12 protein-coding genes are annotated in these 15,862 nt (G+C 64.4%); 5 read left to right on the plus strand and 7 right to left on the minus strand.

Annotated elements, in window-relative coordinates; all coding sequences use genetic code 11:
• Position 1: 1 nt before the first annotated feature.
• The 3 genes from CKW24_RS13630 to CKW24_RS13640 form a co-directional block, all read right to left on the minus strand.
• On the minus strand, positions 2 to 2,092 hold the full coding sequence (locus CKW24_RS13630; RefSeq protein WP_095168702.1) for a hydantoinase/oxoprolinase family protein: 2,091 nt from the start codon (positions 2,090 to 2,092) through the stop codon (positions 2 to 4).
• A gap of 37 nt (positions 2,093 to 2,129) precedes the next feature.
• Complete coding sequence (locus CKW24_RS13635; protein ID WP_095168703.1) at positions 2,130 to 3,875, minus strand: hydantoinase B/oxoprolinase family protein; 1,746 nt, start codon at positions 3,873 to 3,875, stop codon at positions 2,130 to 2,132.
• Between the two features lie 810 nt (positions 3,876 to 4,685).
• Positions 4,686 to 4,970 (minus strand): hypothetical protein, encoded by a 285-nt coding sequence (locus tag CKW24_RS13640; protein ID WP_095168704.1) that lies wholly within the window; start codon positions 4,968 to 4,970, stop codon positions 4,686 to 4,688.
• Positions 4,971 to 5,163: 193 nt separating this feature from the next.
• On the opposite strand from CKW24_RS13640, the gene CKW24_RS13645 reads away from it, so the two are divergent.
• The gene (locus tag CKW24_RS13645) at positions 5,164 to 5,751 is read left to right on the plus strand and encodes a LysE family translocator (protein WP_095168705.1); all 588 of its coding nucleotides are present in this window, start codon (positions 5,164 to 5,166) and stop codon (positions 5,749 to 5,751) included.
• Between the two features lie 3 nt (positions 5,752 to 5,754).
• Here CKW24_RS13645 and CKW24_RS13650 read toward each other — a convergent pair whose 3' ends face one another.
• The 4 genes from CKW24_RS13650 to CKW24_RS13665 form a co-directional block, all read right to left on the minus strand.
• Positions 5,755 to 6,588, minus strand: a complete 834-nt coding sequence (locus CKW24_RS13650; RefSeq protein WP_095168706.1) for an AraC family transcriptional regulator — start codon at positions 6,586 to 6,588, stop codon at positions 5,755 to 5,757.
• A 149-nt stretch (positions 6,589 to 6,737) separates the two neighbouring features.
• Positions 6,738 to 9,218 (minus strand): TonB-dependent siderophore receptor, encoded by a 2,481-nt coding sequence (locus CKW24_RS13655; protein WP_177440642.1) that lies wholly within the window; start codon positions 9,216 to 9,218, stop codon positions 6,738 to 6,740.
• A 112-nt stretch (positions 9,219 to 9,330) separates the two neighbouring features.
• Complete coding sequence (locus CKW24_RS13660) at positions 9,331 to 10,317, minus strand: FecR domain-containing protein (RefSeq protein WP_095168707.1); 987 nt, start codon at positions 10,315 to 10,317, stop codon at positions 9,331 to 9,333.
• A 6-nt stretch (positions 10,318 to 10,323) separates the two neighbouring features.
• Positions 10,324 to 10,848: a sigma-70 family RNA polymerase sigma factor gene (locus CKW24_RS13665; protein ID WP_095168708.1), complete on the minus strand. Its 525-nt coding sequence runs from the start codon at positions 10,846 to 10,848 to the stop codon at positions 10,324 to 10,326.
• Between the two features lie 358 nt (positions 10,849 to 11,206).
• Between CKW24_RS13665 and CKW24_RS13670 the strand changes: the two genes are divergently transcribed.
• From CKW24_RS13670 to CKW24_RS13685, 4 genes are all read left to right on the plus strand, one after another.
• Complete coding sequence (locus tag CKW24_RS13670; RefSeq protein ID WP_095168709.1) at positions 11,207 to 12,361, plus strand: NnrS family protein; 1,155 nt, start codon at positions 11,207 to 11,209, stop codon at positions 12,359 to 12,361.
• A gap of 159 nt (positions 12,362 to 12,520) precedes the next feature.
• Entirely contained in the window at positions 12,521 to 12,982 is a 462-nt protein-coding gene (locus tag CKW24_RS13675) for a (2Fe-2S)-binding protein (protein WP_095168710.1), read from the plus strand.
• A 2-nt stretch (positions 12,983 to 12,984) separates the two neighbouring features.
• Complete coding sequence (locus CKW24_RS13680) at positions 12,985 to 15,153, plus strand: xanthine dehydrogenase family protein molybdopterin-binding subunit (protein WP_095168711.1); 2,169 nt, start codon at positions 12,985 to 12,987, stop codon at positions 15,151 to 15,153.
• 1 nt (position 15,154) lies between these two features.
• On the plus strand, positions 15,155 to 15,733 hold the full coding sequence (locus tag CKW24_RS13685; protein WP_095168712.1) for a hypothetical protein: 579 nt from the start codon (positions 15,155 to 15,157) through the stop codon (positions 15,731 to 15,733).
• Positions 15,734 to 15,862: the final 129 nt, after the last annotated feature.

Raw genomic sequence — 15,862 nt, forward strand, 5'->3', positions numbered from 1 at the left:
GTCAACCGCCACGCGTCAGCCGGTAGGTGGCAGACGGCGCGAGCGTCGCGCGCCAGCCTGGCGGCACCACGATGTTGGTGGTCGCTTCCTCGATCACGCAGGGACCCTCGACCGTCTGCCCGGACTGCAGGTGCTCGCCGTTGTACACCGGGGTCTGCTGCCAGGCCGCCTGGGCATCGAACAGCATCGAGCGGTGGCTACTGGCCTGGGCCGGGGCGTCGCTGGTGGCTGGCGGCAACTCGGGCATGGGTGGGCGTTGCAGGCGCGCGATCACCGAGCACTCAAGGTTGACCAGTTCGATCGGGCTCTGCGGTTCGCTGTAGGAGAACAGCGCCTTGTGCCGGGTGTGGAAGGCCTCGCGCAAGGTCGCCAGGGCGCTTGGGTCGAGTTGGTCGCAGGACAGTTCGACGCTGCATTCGTGAATCTGGCCCAGGTAGCGGATTTCCAGGTTGTACCGGCACTCGACATTGTTGCCGGCGCCGAAGCCGTCTTCACGCAGGTTATCCATGCCCCGCTCGCGCAGCTCGCATAGCGTCCGGTTGAGCAGGGGCAGGTCGACCCGGTCGTCGTCCAGGCGCATGGGCAGGGTGGTCAACTGGTCGTAGCGGATGTCCGAGAGAATCTGCCCGTAGGCACACAGGCCCGAGGCAACTTTGGGGATCAGCACCACGTTGCTGCCGATCTCCTCGGCCAGGCGCATGACGTGCATGCCCGCTGCGCCCCCGGCGCCGATCAGGGCGAAGTCCCGAGGATCGTAGCCGCGTTCCACCGAGACCCGGCGGATGCCGCTGACCATGTTCAGGTTGACCAGGGTGATGATGCCGGTGGCCGCCCGCTCCACGCTGATGCCCAAGGGCTCGGCGATCTTGCTGCGGATCGCCTCGATCGCCGCCTGGCGGTTCAAGCGAATGCTGCCGCCAAGCAATGCGCCATCGGCCAGGTAACCGAGGGCCAGGTTGGCGTCGGTGACCGTTGGCTCGACGCCGCCCTTGCCGTAGCACACCGGCCCAGGATTGGCCCCGGCGCTGCGTGGGCCGACCTGGAGCATGCCGAAGTCGTCGAGGAAGGCAATCGAGCCGCCACCGGCGCCGAGGGTTTCGACCTGGATCATCGGCACGCCGATGCGGTAGCGCAGGAAGTCGGTGTCCTTGCTGAAGTTGGTACGCCCGGCCTTGCTCAGGGTGATGTCGAACGAGGTGCCACCCATGTCGACGGTGATCACGTTGTCGATGCCGAACGGTTGGGCCACGCACAGGCCGGCCTGGGGCGCGGAGGCAGGGCCGGAGTTGATGGCGTTGACCGCGCGCTCGCGCATCACGAGGCCGGGGGCCAGGCCACCGTTGGACTGGAAGTAGCGAGTCGGCTGGCGTGCTCCCAGTTCCTCGAACAGCGCGTCGATGCGCTCGATGTAGCGGCCCATCACCGGGCTCAGGTAGGCGTTGACCACGGTGGTGGAGGTGCGGGTGTATTCGCGGATCTGCGGGAACACTTCATTGCCGGTGCAGACGAACACGTCCGGCAGCGCCGCGCGTACCAGTTCGGCGGCGCGTTGTTCGTGGCTGGGGTTGCGCACCGACCAGACGAAGGAGATTGCCACCGCCTTGACCTGTTCTTGGCGAAAGTATTCGATGGCCGCGTGGATTGCCTGCTCATCCAGCGGCGTATGCTCGCGGCCATCGCTGATGATCCGGCCGCTGATCGGCCGGCGCAGGTGGCGCGGCACCAGCATGTAGGCGGGCGGGTAGCTGGCGTCGTAGCGGTGCCCGTCCTCCTTGTGGCCGAGGCGGATTTCCAGGCTGTCCTCATGCCCTTCGGTGCACAGCAGGCCGACCTTGACCCCGGTCTTTTCGATCAGGGCGTTGAGGGCCACGGTGGTGCCGTTGATGCACAGGTCGCAGTCGGCAATGATCTGGGCCGGGGTGCGGCCGATGGCATCGGCGATCTGCGCCAGGCCGTTACGGATTGCCAGCGTGCCGTCCTGGGGCGTGGAGGGCGCTTTGAACAACTGCACGTTGCCCTGGCGATCGGCGAGGATGAAGTCGGTGAAGGTGCCGCCGGCGTCGATGCCCAGGCGATATTGTGGTTGGCTCATGGTGTCGGATTCCAGATGGCTCAAGGGGCTGGCGTGATCAGTGCGCGGTGCGCAGGGCATGGGTCGCGGCGTCGTCGACCTGGCCGTTGCCGTCGATGGCCACGCCGTATTCGCGACGCGCGCCTTCAAGCGACACCAGGCCGTTGCGCACGTCCTCGAGCACACTGCTTACAGGTCGGCGCAACGGGTTGCCGTAGCCGCCACCGCCGGGATTGATGTTGATCACCCGTTCGCCGGGCTGGGCTGTCAGTTGTGCGTTGTAGGTGAAGTGGTCTTCTGCTTCATCGACCTTGCGGTGGATCAGCCGCCCCAGTTTCGGTTCCAGCAGGACGTTGCTGGCACCCGCCGCACCCGCCGTGGGCAGTTGCCGGCCTTCACCGAAGCCGACCACCGTCATCGCGTGGTCCAGCGGTTCGATTTCGATACGGGTGCCTGAGCCACCACGAAATTCACCGGCACCGCCGCTGTCGGTCATCAGGCTGTAGCGGTGGATCAGGATCGGGTAGGAGTACTCGAGCAACTCGATGTCACCGGACATCAGCGCGCCGAAGCAGCACAGCGGTCCGCACGCCGGCCAGCCGTCCATGGCCTGGTTGGCACCCGCGCCGGAGATGATCGAGGCGAGGACCATGGTCACGTATTCGGCGTTGCCGTTGCGGGGGTCGTGGCCAGCAATGTTGATCCCGCTGGCGTGGCCCCAGGACGCGGTGACCCGCTCTGGCGCGGCTTGCTCCAGGGCCTGGCGTACCGCATCGGCGAGGGTTTCCATCGGCGTGGTGGTGCTGTTGACGTGGGGCGCCGGTTCGGAGGCGTTGCACAGGGTGCCGGGTGGCCCGAGGTCGACCGACACGCAGCGGTACAGGCCTTCGTTGTAGGGCGGCGGTACCTGGGCAAACATCATCAGCCCCAGGTACACCCCCGACACCGAGTTGCCGGCATAGGAGTTGATGAAGTACGGCACCTGCGGCGGGCTTTCGATCAGCACGTGGGCCTCGTCGCCGCGAATCTCCACCCGCGCGGTGATCGCCAGTTCGCCCAGGCCGTGGCCGGAGTCTTCCAGTACCGCGGTGCCGCTGTAGAAACCGTCGGGGACTTCACGCAGCAGCGCGCGCATGTGCCGGTCGGCCATGTCCTTGAGTTCGGCGATACAGGCCCGCACCTGCTCCACGCCATAGCGCTCGAGCAGTTGCAGCAGGTGCCGCTCGCCGACGGTGCAGGCGCCGTATTGGGCGTTGAGGTCACCTTCCTGATAGGCCCGGGCGCGCATGTTGGTCAGCAGCAGGTTGATCACGTCTTCGCGGCGCTTGCCCTGGGACCAGAGCTTGACCGGCGGTATGCGCAGGCCTTCGGCGTAGATCTCCTTGGCGTCGGGGTTATAGCCGGCGGGCACAGGGCCACCGATGTCGGTCAGGTGGCCTTTGCAGACGGCCCAGAACACCAGTTCGCCTTGGTAGAACACCGGTTTGTACATGCAGCAGTCGAGGATGTGGCTGCCTTTGTAGGCCGGGTCGTTGTGGTAAATCACATCGCCTTCGAGGATGTCGTCGCCGAAGAAACCGGCGACGCATTTCATGGCCGGGATGAGGGAGCCGAGGTGGATGGGGATGTCCTGGCCTTGCAGGATCATTTCCGGAAGATGATCGAACAGGGCATTGGAATAGTCGTGAGCGAGGTTGAACACGCTCGAGCGACCGGTTTTTTCCAGGGTCAGGGTCATTTCCCGCTGCGCAGTCTCGAGCGCGCCGCGCACCACCGCCAGGGTGATCGGATCTACTGTACTCATGGGTCACCAGGGGTCTTGTTGTTATTGAGGTTGGAGCGCATATCGCGTCGTTCGCCCACGCCACCAAGCTACGCCGACGCGCGGGTGGCTGGCTTGTCAGCCAGTGCACTGGGATTTGACGGGGAGGGTACCGGCAACATCGGTGGCGCCTGACATACCGCCATCGCGAGCAGGCTCGCTCCTACACAGGTTTGGTGGGTGTATGCGCAATCTGCGGGCAGTTGAAATCACTGTAGGAGCGAGCTTGCTCGCGATGAGGCCAGCACAGGCGACATCTAGTAACCTGACACACCGCCATCGCGGGCAAGCCCGCTCCCACAGGTTTTGTGGGTGTATGCGCAATCTGCGTGCAGCCGAAATCACTGTAGGAGCGGGCTTGCCCGCGATCAGGCCGGTACAGGCGACATCTATGGCGCCTGACACACCGCCATCGCGGGCAAGCCCGCTCCCACAGGTTTGGTGGGTGTATGCGCAATCTGCGTGCAGCCGAAATCACTGTAGGAGCGAGCCTGCTCGCGATGAGGCCAGCACAGGCAACATCGATGTAGCCTGACATACCGCCATCGCGGGCAAGCCCGCTCCCACAGGTTTTGTGGGTGTATGCGCAATCTGCGTGCAGCCGAAATCACTGTAGGAGCGGGCTTGCCCGCGATCAGGCCAGCACAGGCGACATCTATGGCGCCTGACACTCCGCCATCGCGGGCAAGCCCGCTCCCACAGGTTTTGTGGGTGTATGCGCAATCTGCGTGCAGCCGAAATCACCGTAGGAGCGAGCCTGCTCGCGATGCTCGTCAACGATGACGCCGCGCGTTAAACGAACGGCTGGCCGCTGAATCCCCGTGGCAGGCGTTGGCGGCCGGGCAGGTCGCTCAGGCGTTGCAGCCAGGCGGCGCGCCAGTCGAGGGCGGCATGGGCCACCTTGGCCTTGCGGGCGGCGCGGTGGGCGGCGTTGCGCGCTTCTCTGCGGGCGTCCTTGAATGCATCGGTGTTGCGGCAGCTGCGGCATTTGACCCGGGCGAACTCGGTGGTGGAAACCAGGTTCTTGCCGTGATGACCGCAGGCAAGGTGCCCGGCGGTCTTGTAGTGAGTCACCATGGGTGGCCCTCCTTCGTGTGACAGTATCCCCATACAGTTAGTGACAGCGCGCAGCTACCCGGGTTCTGTTCCCTATGGGCCCGCAACCAATTTCTCGATGGGTGAGTGGTTGGGTGTTTTTCTTCAATACAGGCGTTGGCCGGGCTTTTACCTTGCACCCAGGGATGTTCCCCAGTTGCTGGAGAAAAGTGCAATGAGTCTGATTATGTCCATGGCCGCGTTTGCGCTGGCTGCGTCTATCACGCCGGGGCCGGTGAATATCGTGGCCTTGAGTTCGGGTGCGCAGTATGGCTTTCGTGCCAGTCAGCGGCATGTGCTGGGTGCCACTTTGGGCTTTGTGCTGTTGCTGGTGTTGATGGGGTTGGGGCTGCATGAGTTGCTCAAGCTCTGGCCGGGGTTGACCCGGGTGGTGCAACTGGCCGGGGTGGCATTCCTGTTGTTCATGGCCTGCAAGCTTGCCACCGATGACGGACGCCTGGGCACAACCGCTGCCGCACAGGCGCCAACCCTGTTCTACGGCGCCTTGATGCAATGGCTCAACCCCAAGGCGTGGCTGGCCTGTGTCGCGGGGATGGGGGCGTTTGTCGCGGACGGCGATACGCGACTGGTCTGGCAGTTTGCCGCGGTGTACCTGGTGGTGTGCTATCTGTCGGTGGCCTGTTGGGCCTATGCCGGGACGTTCCTGCGCCAGTACTTGAGCAACGCTGGAGGCCTGCGCCTGTTCAATCGGGTGATGGCGTTGCTGTTGGCGGTGAGTGCCGGCTACCTGCTGTTGCCCTGAGGGTCAGCCGCGATACTGCCCGGGTGTCGCGGCCAGGTGCTGTTTGAACGCCCGCTGGAAATGCGCCTGGTCGGCAAACCCGGCGTCCAGCGCCACGTCGGCGATCAGCCTACCCTGGCGCAATTGCTGGCGGGCGAACTGGATGCGGCGGTTGACCAGGTACGCATGGGGCGTCATGCCGTACTGCTGCTTGAACGCGCGGATCAGGTACGAGGCCGAAAGCTCGGCGGCCGCGCAGATGTCTTCGAGCTTGAGCGCCTGGGTGCAGTGTTCGCGGATATATTCGGCAGCCCGTTCGAGCTTGCTGTTGGGCTCATCGAGCATGACCTGGGCCGGGTTGAGACGGATCTGCACCTCGGTGAAAAACGCCACGGTGGCGCTGTGCTTCTGCAGGGTGGAGGCCTGGGCATCGAGCAGCAGTTCATACAGCAGGTTAAGGCCATCGAACAGCGCGCGGTCGGCGGTATGGGCGCAGGCGAACCGGCGAAAATCCAGCTCGGCAGCAAAGCCCAACTGATGCTGCAGGTCAGTCAGCCAGGGCGTGTCGACATACAACATGAGGTACGACCAGGGTTGATCGTCGATGGGGTTGCAGGCGTGCACGTCACCTGGGTTCATCAGGACCACGGTGCCGGTTGCCACTTGCCAGGCCCCCTGTTCATGCACGTAGGTGCTGCGTCCGGCAGTGATTGCGCCGATCGAAAAGTGTTCGTGGGAATGGCGGGCGTAGCAGACCTCGCGGCCATCGGCGATGGCGCGGGCTTCGATGAAGGGCAGGGCCGCATCACGCCAGAAGCGCGGGGCTTTGTCGGCATCTTTGGTGATGGCGTGCTTCATCGGTCAACGTCCTTTGGCAGTCCGGTGGGCCAGTGTAATGGCTCGCGACGGCAAAGGCTCGTGGTTGTGGGGGGGGGACGATTGTCGGTAGTCAGGCGGGGGAAACCGCACGCTGCCCGGGGAGCGGGCAGCGTGCGGGTGTCACAGGTTTAGAAGTCCCACTTGGTGGTGAGCATCAGGTTGCGTGGCTCGCCGTAGTAGGTGGTGTCGAAGTTACCCAGGCCTGACAGGTACTTCTTGTCGAAGACGTTGTTGGCATTGGCGGTGAAGCTCAGGTGCTCGTTGAACTGGTAGCGGGTCATCAGGTCGACCAGGGAGTAGCCGCCTTGCTTGATCCGGGTGTAGTCACCCACGCTTGAGCTGTAGATGTTGCCGTAGAACGAACTCTGCCAGCTGACGCCGCCGCCGACGGTGACCTTGTCCAGTGCGCCTGGCAGACGGTAGGAGGTGAACGTGCGGAACACGTGCTCCGGCTTGGAGGTGGTCAGCGGATAACCAAAGATCCGTTGCTCATCCTGGTCACGGGTGCGGGCATAGGTGTAGCCGGCCATCAGGTTCCAGCCTTCTTGCAACTCACCGGCCAGCTCCAGCTCGATGCCCTGGGTGGTCGCGCCGTCGATGGCCTTGTAGATGCCTTCGTTGGTGACCGGGTTGGTGCCGATCGACTCGGCGACGTTGTCCTGTTCGATGCGGAACAGGGCCAGGCTGGCGTTCAGCGTGCCGTCCAGGTAGGCGGCCTTGATCCCGGTTTCGTAGCTGTCGCCTTCGACCGGTGCCAGGGTCTTGCCGTCGATGTCCTTGTAGGTCTGCGGTTGGTAGATCGAGGTGTAGCTGGCGTAGACCGAGTAAGTATCGTTGAGGTCATACACGACCCCGGCGTAGGGGGTGACGACCCCGTGTTCCTTGTAGCTGGCGTGGGTGTCGTCAAGGCCCGCGCTTTGGGCGTAGGAATAGTCTTCGTTGTACTTGAAGGTACTTACGCGACTGCCGAGGATGAACGACAGGTCATCGGTAGGACGCAGGCGGGTGGCCAGGTACATGCCGTTCTGGCTCTGGGTGCGCTCGTACTTGCCGTTTTTCGGGAACTCCTGGTACGGCAGGTCGCCGTCCCAGTCATAAATGCTGCCCGGTACCTGGCTGAAGGCACTGGTGTCAAAGGTCGAGCCGGTCTGGCGCGAGTGCGAGGTCATCACGCCGGCCACCAGGTCGTGTTCACGCCCGCCCAGGGTAAACGGCCCCGAGACGTTGGCGTCGGCGGTGTTCTGCACGCGGTGACCTTCCCAGCGACCCCAGTACAGGAACATGCCTTCACCGGTAGCACGGTCCGGGCTGCCGCCGCTGGCCGAGGCCAGGCGGGTGTCGTGGTCGGTGGTTTTCTGGTCGAGGCTGACCTTGAACGTCCAGTCGTTGGCCAGGGCCTGTTCCAGGGAGGTGAAGTAGGTGATGTCGTCGAAGTCGCGACGGCTCCAGTCGGCACCCGGGTTGAAGTGCCGTGGGAAGTCGGTGCGGCCGCCGTCGGCGAAGTAGGTCGGGTTACCGGTCCACGAGGTGCCACGCGGGGTCACGCTGGACTTGTCGATGCCGAAGGTCAGCAGGGTGTCGGGGGTCAGGTCGGCTTCGAGGATGCCGTAGAACAGGTCCTTTTTCTGGCTGTAGTGGTCCAGGTAGGAGTTCTTGTCCTGATAGGCGCCGACAAAGCGCCCGCGCACGCTACCGCTGTCGTTCAGCGGGCCGGAGATATCACCCTCGGTGCGGTAGGCGTCCCAGGAGCCGGCCGTGCCGCTGACTGAGGCCTTGAATTCCTTGGTCGGCTTCTTGCGGACCAGGTTGACGGTGGCGGAGGGGTCGCCGGAGCCGGTCATCAGGCCGGTTGCGCCCTTGACCACTTCGATGCGGTCCAGGGTGGCGGCGTCGACGTTGGTCGCCGCTTCACCGTAGACGCCGTCATAGGGACGATTGATGCCATCGTACTGGTAGTTGGTGATGGCAAAGCCGCGGGAGGAAAACTCCATGCGGTCGCTGTCGTAGGCCTGCTGGCTGATGCCTGGGGTATTGCGCAACACATCGCCGACGCTCTGGGCGCCACGGTCGTCCATTTGCTGGCGGGTGATCACGGTCACCGATTGCGGGGTTTCGCGCAGCGACAGCGGCAGTCCGGTGGCGGTGGCGGTCGAGCCGGTGGTGTAGGAGTGCGTATCTTCGGTGGTCGCGCCCAGGCCCTGGCCGGAGATGGTGGTGGCGCCCAGTTCCAGGGTGCCGTCACCCTTGGGGGCTGCTTGCAGGATGTAGCCGCCATTGTCCAGGGCCTGGGCCTGCAGGCCACTGCCTTGCAGCAAGCGCTGCAGGGCTTCGGTTGCGCTGAAGTTACCTTTCAGGCCCGGGCTGCGCTTGCCGCTGGCCAGGTCGTTGTGCCCGGCGAGGAACACCCCACTTTGCTCGGCGTAGCTGTTCAGGGCCGCGACCAGCGAGCCACTGGCGATGCTGTATTGGCGCTTGCTGCTGGACTGTTCGCTGGCGGCGGTTTCAGCGGCATGGGCGACTGCCGGGGCAAGGCTCAGCAGAGCGGCCGGCAGGGCCAGCGCCAGGGGGCGCAAGGCAAATCGAAAACGGGCAGCGACGTGGTGCGGCATGGGGGTCCCTTTGGATCGAGTCGATCGGCAATTGAAGTACTTGTGCAGGGTTATCCGAACGAAAAACGCAAAAGGGAACCGCGAATCAAAATAATTCGTAATTGATTGATCTTTAGCTTCTGGCGTTGACGTTGACCCACCACGGCATGGGCTTTTCCACCGCGATTGGCAGCGCGGCTGCCAGCAGGCGCAGGGCCTGGTCGGTGTCCTTGAGCGGGAAGGAGCCCATCACCGGCATCTGCGCGACGGCCGGGTCGCAGGCCAGATGGCCGTGGCGGTAGCGGCTCAGTTCTTCGAGCAACTGGCCCAGGGGCAGGTTGTCAGCCAGCAGCACGCCACGGCGCCAGGCTTCGCGTGCAGGGGAGACCGGGTGTTGAGGCTCGAAGCGATCCTGGCTGAAGGCCATTTGTCGGCCAGCGGGCACTACTTGCACCTGGGCGTTGGCCAGGCGCACCTGGACCGCACCTTCGAACACGCTGAGCAAGGTCCGATCCTGGCCCTGGCGCACACTGAAGCGCGTACCCAGGGCGTGTAGCAGGCCCTGGTCGGTGTGCACACGCAACGGCCTGAGGGCGTCCTTGGCGGTGTCGATCAGGATTTCGCCGAGTCGTAGATTGAGCAGCCGCTGGTGGCTGTCGAAGCGTACATCCAGCGCGCTCAAGGCGTTGAGCCAGACCTGGCTGCCATCGCTGAGCCGGGATTCGCGTATTTCACCGGTGCCGGTAGATAGGTCGGCGGTCCAGCGCTCCAGGGTGGCGGGCAGCGAGGTCTGGCGCCAGGCACCGAAGCCCAGCAGGCTGCCCGAGGTCAGGATCAACAACGACTTGAGGGTCTGGCGCCGCGTGACGCTGGTGCGTCCGGAACCGCGCAAGACCTTGCTCGCCGCTTGGGTATCGGTGTCGCCCTGCAGTGGCGCAAAGCGCTCGCCGACCCGCTGCACATACCGCCAGGCATCCTGATGCTCGCCGCTCTGGGCCAGCCAGGCTTGCCAGCGCAGGCGCTCCTGCTCGCCGACCTGTTGGTCGTTGAGTTGCACGTACCAATGGGCCGCTTGCTGCAGGCTGGCGTGACTGAGTTTGTTCAAGGCAGGGGTGGGCAAGGGCGGTTACTCGATCAGCAGGCCGTCGAGTTCGGCCTCGAGAATGGCGCAGTGCATCAGGGCCTGGGCCAGGTACTTCTTGACCATGCGCTCGGACACGCCGATCTCCAGGCCGATGGCTTTGTAGGGCATGCCATGCAGTTGCGCGAGGATGAACGCGTCGCTGACCCGCTGCGGCAGGCGCTGCAACATGGCGTCCACTTCGTGCAGGGTTTCGACGATGATCGCCCGTTGCTCGGGAGAGGGTTGCACGGCCTGGGGGCGTTCGCTCAGTGCCTGCAGCCAGGCCTGTTCCAGTTGCCGGCGGCGCCAGTGATCAATGCACAGGCCACGGGCGATGGTCGCCAGGTAGGAGCGCTCATGGACTTCGCCCTGGAACTCCTGCGGGCGCTTGAGGACTCGGATGAAGGTGTCGTGGGCCAGGTCCGCGGCATCGAAGGCGTTGCTCAGGCGACGACGCAGCAGCTCGTACAACCAGCGATGGTGGCTGGTGTAGAGGTTCTGCACGAGTGAGGTTTCGACGACCATCATAAAGAGCGCATTTCCATACGGCGTGATGGCACCAGAGGTGCAAATGGGAATTGGTCGCGATTAAAGCAAAAGGTGTGTCAGGGTGCAAATGATATTGGTTTGCTTTTAGGCACTTGATTGCTGCGGCCGACGGTAAATTCGTCCAGGCAGCCGGTTCAAGTAGTCATTATGACGTGTGGTGTGGTCGTTATGACCTGAATGGTGTGCAGTCAATATGACTCTCAAACTGTCAAGGCCAGGGTTTGCCGGAGGTTGAAGCTGGCACGGGACTTGATAGCTATCAGCTACAACTGACGGATTAGGGAGTGACGAACAATGTTCGGCAACAATCTATGGCTGATAGACGGGGTGGCCTGACATGCCTTCAATCAAGGATGTTCCCCTGTGGAGCTTGGGTTTTCGCCCGTTTTTTCTTGCCGGCGCCGGGTTTGCCTGTGTCGCGCTGGCGATCTGGAGTCTGTGGTTGTACGGGCGCTTGCCGGCGGCCCAGCCCCTGGGCGGCATGGTCGCCTGGCATCGGCACGAAATGCCCTTTGGTTTTGCCACGGCGATCATTGCCGGGTTCCTGCTGACGGCGGTCCCCAACTGGACCGGCCGCCGCGGGGTGTGCGGCTGGCCGCTGCTGGGCCTGGTGCTGGTATGGCTGCTGGCTCGCCTGGCCTGGCTGCTGCCGATCGACGCGAGTGCCTTGCTGGTGCTGCAACTGCCGTTCCTGCCGTTACTGGCACTGTTGCTTGGACGGGACCTGATCGCGGCGGGTAAAACCGAGAACTACCCGATCCTGTTGATGATCGGCTTGTTGGCCGGTTGTCAGTGGCTGACGCTGTGGGGCATGGCCCACGAGGACCTGGCCTGGCAGCGCCGTGGGGTGTTGGCGGCACTGTGGTTGGTGGCGGGGTTGATGAGTGTCATTGGTGGGCGGGTGATTCCCTTCTTTATTCAACGCGGCCTGCAACGCGCGCCAGGTCCTGCGGCCAGCCCGCTGCCGACCCGGGTGCTGCTGGTAACCAGCCTGCTGGCGGCGGTGCTGATCGGCATCGGCAGCAACGACCTGCCGCGGCCCTGGCTGGCGGCGCTGTACCTGTTGATCGGTGGACTGCACCAGGCGCGCCTGTGGCGTTGGCATGACCGGGGCATCTGGCGCGTACCACTGCTCTGGTCGCTGTACCTGGCTTATGCCTGGCTGCTGGTGGCCGCGCTGGCCATGGCGCTGTGGCAACTGGGGGTGCTGGCGCAACAGAGCCTGGCCACCCACGCGCTGGCGGTCGGCGGCATCGGCGGCCTGGTGCTGGCGATGATCGCCCGGGTCAGCCTGGGGCATACCGGGCGCCCGCTGCAGCCGCCCATAGGGGTGGTGCTCGGGTTCGCCCTGGTGTTGCTGGCCGGTCTGTCCCGGGTGGTGCTGGTGCCGTTCAACAGCCATGGCCTGGGGATTTCAGCGTTGTGCTGGTGCCTGGCGTTTGCCCTGTTTTTGCAGGGTTACACGCGGATTTTAAGCGGGCCCAGGGTGTAGGACGGTTAGATCGGTGCCTGACCGGTGGTCGCGCCAGCCCAATTGCCGGGGGAATTGCGCTTAGCTCAAGGGACAACCACCAGCGCGCGTAGGCACTCGATGCCACAGCGACGCTGACCCAGGACACCGTGAGTCCTGACCGTCCCTGAGGAGATTGCCGTGCTGACGTTCAATATCAATGGCATCGATCAACCCCTGGAAGTGCCCGGCGACATGCCACTGTTGTGGGTGTTGCGCGATGTCGCGCACTTGACCGGGACCAAATTCGGCTGCGGCATGGCGCAATGCGGGGCCTGCACCGTGCATGTCGACGGTGCGCCCTTGCGCTCGTGCATCACCCCGGCTGCGGCGGTGGCCAAGGGACAGAAGATTGTCACCATCGAAGGCTTGTCCAGCGACGGCTCGCACCCGGTGCAGAGGGCCTGGGCCGAGATCGACGTGGTGCAATGCGGTTACTGCCAGTCTGGGCAGATCATGTCGGCAGTGGCCTTGCTGGCGAAAATTCCCGCGCCGACCGACAGCGATATCGATCAGGCGCTGTCGGGCAACATCTGCCGCTGTGGCACCTACCCGCGTATTCGGGCGGCGATCAAGCGTGCTGCGCAAATCGGGGAGGCCTGAGCATGAGCGTACTCATTGATAGCTCGCGCCGGTCCTTTCTCAAAGGCAGCGCCGTGCTGGGCGCCGGCCTGGTGGTGGGGTTTGTGATCCCCGGGGCCAATCGTTTTGCCCGCGCTGCCACAGCCGCCGATCCTGGCTTTGCACCCAACGCGTTTTTGCGGATCGCCCCGGACAGCAGCGTCACCATACTGTTGGGGCACTCGGAAATGGGCCAGGGCATCTGGACCGGCCTGACCATGCTGATCGCCGAGGAGCTGGACGCGGATTGGAGCAAGATTCGCGTCGAACACGGCCCGGCATCGGCGGCGTTGTACGGCCTGCCAGCCTTTGGCGGCATGCAGATCACTGGGGGCTCGACTTCGACCTGGATGGAGTTCGACCGCTATCGCCAGGCCGGTGCCGCAGCGCGCCTGATGTTGATCGAGGCTGGCGCCAAGCGCTTCAACGTTGCGCCATCCCAGGTGCGCACTGAGGCGGGAGTGGTAATCGCCGGCGAGCAGCGGGCCAGCTATGGCGAACTGGCCAATGAGGCGGGGCAACTGCCGGTGCCGGATCCGGCGTCGATCAAGCTCAAGCAAGCCAAGGACTGGACCCTGATCGGCAAGCCGACCAAGCGCCTGGACTCCCCGGAAAAAATCACCGGCCAGGCCAAGTTCGGCATGGACGTGCAGTTCGAGGGCCTGCTCACCGCCATGGTCGCCCGTCCACCGGTACTCGGCGGCAGCGTCCGCTCGTTCGACGCCCAGGCCGCGCTGGCGGTGCCGGGAGTGCACAAGGTGCTGCAGGTGCCAACGGGCGTGGCGGTGGTGGCCGATCATTATTGGGCCGCCAAGCTAGGGCGCGATGCGCTGAAAATCGACTGGGACCTGGGTCCCAATGCTGGCCTGGACAGCGTTGCCCTGCTGCAGGGCTTTCGCAAGCTGGCCACCACCGCGGGCACCCCGGCCAGCCAGGCGGGGGATGTCAGCGCGGCGTTGGCCAAGGCGACGAAGACCGTGGATGTCGAGTACAGCGTGCCGTATCTGGCGCATGCGCCGATGGAGCCGCTCAACTGCACGGTGCGCATTACCAACCAGCAATGCGAGATCTGGACTGGCACCCAGTTCCAGACCCTGGACCAGATGGTCGCGGCGAAGATCACCGGGCTCAAGCCCGAGCAGGTGGTGATTCATACCGAATTCCTTGGCGGCGGTTTTGGCCGGCGGGCCAACCCGACCTCGGATTTTGTCAGTGAGGCGGTGCAAGTGGCCCACGCCGCCGGAGCGCCGGTGAAAACCGTGTGGTCGCGCGAAGATGACATCCGTGGCGGCTATTACCGCTCGGCCTTCCTGCATCACGCGCGGATCGGCCTGGGGCCGGACGGCTTGCCATTGGCCTGGCAGCATGTGCTGGTGGGCCAGTCGATCATGGCCGGGACCATGTTGGAGGCGAGCATGGTCAAGGACGGCATCGACAAGACTTCGGTCGAAGGGGTGGCGGACAGTCCCTACCTGGTCGGCCTGGCCAATCACCGGGTCGACCTGCACTCACCCAAGACCGGCATCAGCGTGCTGTGGCTGCGTTCGGTGGGGCACACCCACACCGCCTTTGTCATGGAATCCTTGATCGACGAACTGGCCGCAGCGGCGGGCAAGGACCCGGTGGACTACCGGCGGACCTTGCTCAAGGACCATCCACGGCACCTCGGGGTGCTCAACCTGGCCGTGGAAAAAGCCAACTGGCAGGCGCCCTTGCCAGCGGGGCATGCCTTGGGGGTGGCGGTGCACGAGTCCTTTGGCAGTTATGTCGCGCAAGTCACGGAAGTGTCCCAGGACAACCTGAAAATCCGCGTGCACCGGGTGGTCTGCGCCGTCGATTGCGGGATTGCGGTGAACCCGGCGAGCATTGCCGCGCAGATGGAGTCCTGCATCACTTTCGGCCTGGGTTTCACCTTGCACAGCAAGGTGACCTTCAAGGATGGCCAGGTGGTGCAGTCCAACTACCACGACTACCAGGTGCTGCGGCTCAATGAAATGCCCGAGGTGCAGGTGCACATCCTGCCCAGCAACGAGAAGCCGGGCGGTATTGGCGAGGCTGGCGTGCCACCCACTGCGCCGGCGGTGGCCAATGCGGTGTACGCGCTGACCGGGCAACGCTTGCGTGAGTTGCCGTTGCAACTGGAGGGGGTGTGAGATGAGACGCCACCTGTTTTGGGCCACGTTGCTGTTGCTCGGGGTGGGCGGCTACACCTCGGACCTGTTCGCCGAAGAGTCGCCGGCGCTGAGCGCATTTGGCACGGTGCAGAAGGTGTTCCAGAGCCCGCGCTGCCAGAACTGCCATATTCCTGGGGATGCGCCTTTGCAGTTCGATGCCGGGCTGACCCACGGGATGAATGTGGTGCGCGGGGTGGAGGGCAAGGGGTCTGCTGGCTTGCCCTGTGCTACTTGTCATGCCGAGTCCAATCCTCCGGCCAGCTATGGCCCCCACGCGCCACCCGGTGCCCCTCACTGGAGCCTGCCACCGGCCGCGCACAAAATGGCCTGGATCGGGCTGCCGGCCGATCAGTTGTGCCAGATGATCAAGGACCGTTCGAGCAACGGCGACCGCGACTTTGCTGCGCTGATCAAGCATGTCAGCGATGACAAGCTGGTGCTTTGGGGCTGGAACCCCGGCGGTAACCGAGCGCCGGTGCCGGTGCCCCATGATGTGTTTGTCAGCCAGTTCAAAGTGTGGGCCGAGGCGGGTGGGCCTTGTCCGGTGGCGGGGAGTTAGGGGACAGGTGAGATCTGCGGTCAGGCAAAAACACTGTGGGAGCGGGCTTGCTCCGGGCGGCGCTCCGACGATGGGGCCAGGGCATTCAACATCGATGGTGCCTGACCCACCGCCATCGCGGGCAAGCCC

Source organism: Pseudomonas sp. Irchel 3H3, assembly GCF_900187635.1.
Classification (GTDB): Bacteria; Pseudomonadota; Gammaproteobacteria; order Pseudomonadales; family Pseudomonadaceae; genus Aquipseudomonas.

Coding starts and splice junctions, on each gene's coding strand:
- CKW24_RS13665 (WP_095168708.1), bottom strand. CDS start 10,848: ATGATGGTCGTCGAAACCTCACTCGTGCAGAACCTCTACACCAGCCAC.
- CKW24_RS13635 (WP_095168703.1), bottom strand. CDS start 3,875: ATGAGTACAGTAGATCCGATCACCCTGGCGGTGGTGCGCGGCGCGCTC.
- CKW24_RS13630 (WP_095168702.1), bottom strand. CDS start 2,092: ATGAGCCAACCACAATATCGCCTGGGCATCGACGCCGGCGGCACCTTC.
- CKW24_RS13640 (WP_095168704.1), bottom strand. CDS start 4,970: ATGGTGACTCACTACAAGACCGCCGGGCACCTTGCCTGCGGTCATCAC.
- CKW24_RS13645 (WP_095168705.1), top strand. CDS start 5,164: ATGAGTCTGATTATGTCCATGGCCGCGTTTGCGCTGGCTGCGTCTATC.
- CKW24_RS13680 (WP_095168711.1), top strand. CDS start 12,985: ATGAGCGTACTCATTGATAGCTCGCGCCGGTCCTTTCTCAAAGGCAGC.
- CKW24_RS13655 (WP_177440642.1), bottom strand. CDS start 9,218: ATGCCGCACCACGTCGCTGCCCGTTTTCGATTTGCCTTGCGCCCCCTG.
- CKW24_RS13670 (WP_095168709.1), top strand. CDS start 11,207: ATGCCTTCAATCAAGGATGTTCCCCTGTGGAGCTTGGGTTTTCGCCCG.
- CKW24_RS13650 (WP_095168706.1), bottom strand. CDS start 6,588: ATGAAGCACGCCATCACCAAAGATGCCGACAAAGCCCCGCGCTTCTGG.
- CKW24_RS13685 (WP_095168712.1), top strand. CDS start 15,155: ATGAGACGCCACCTGTTTTGGGCCACGTTGCTGTTGCTCGGGGTGGGC.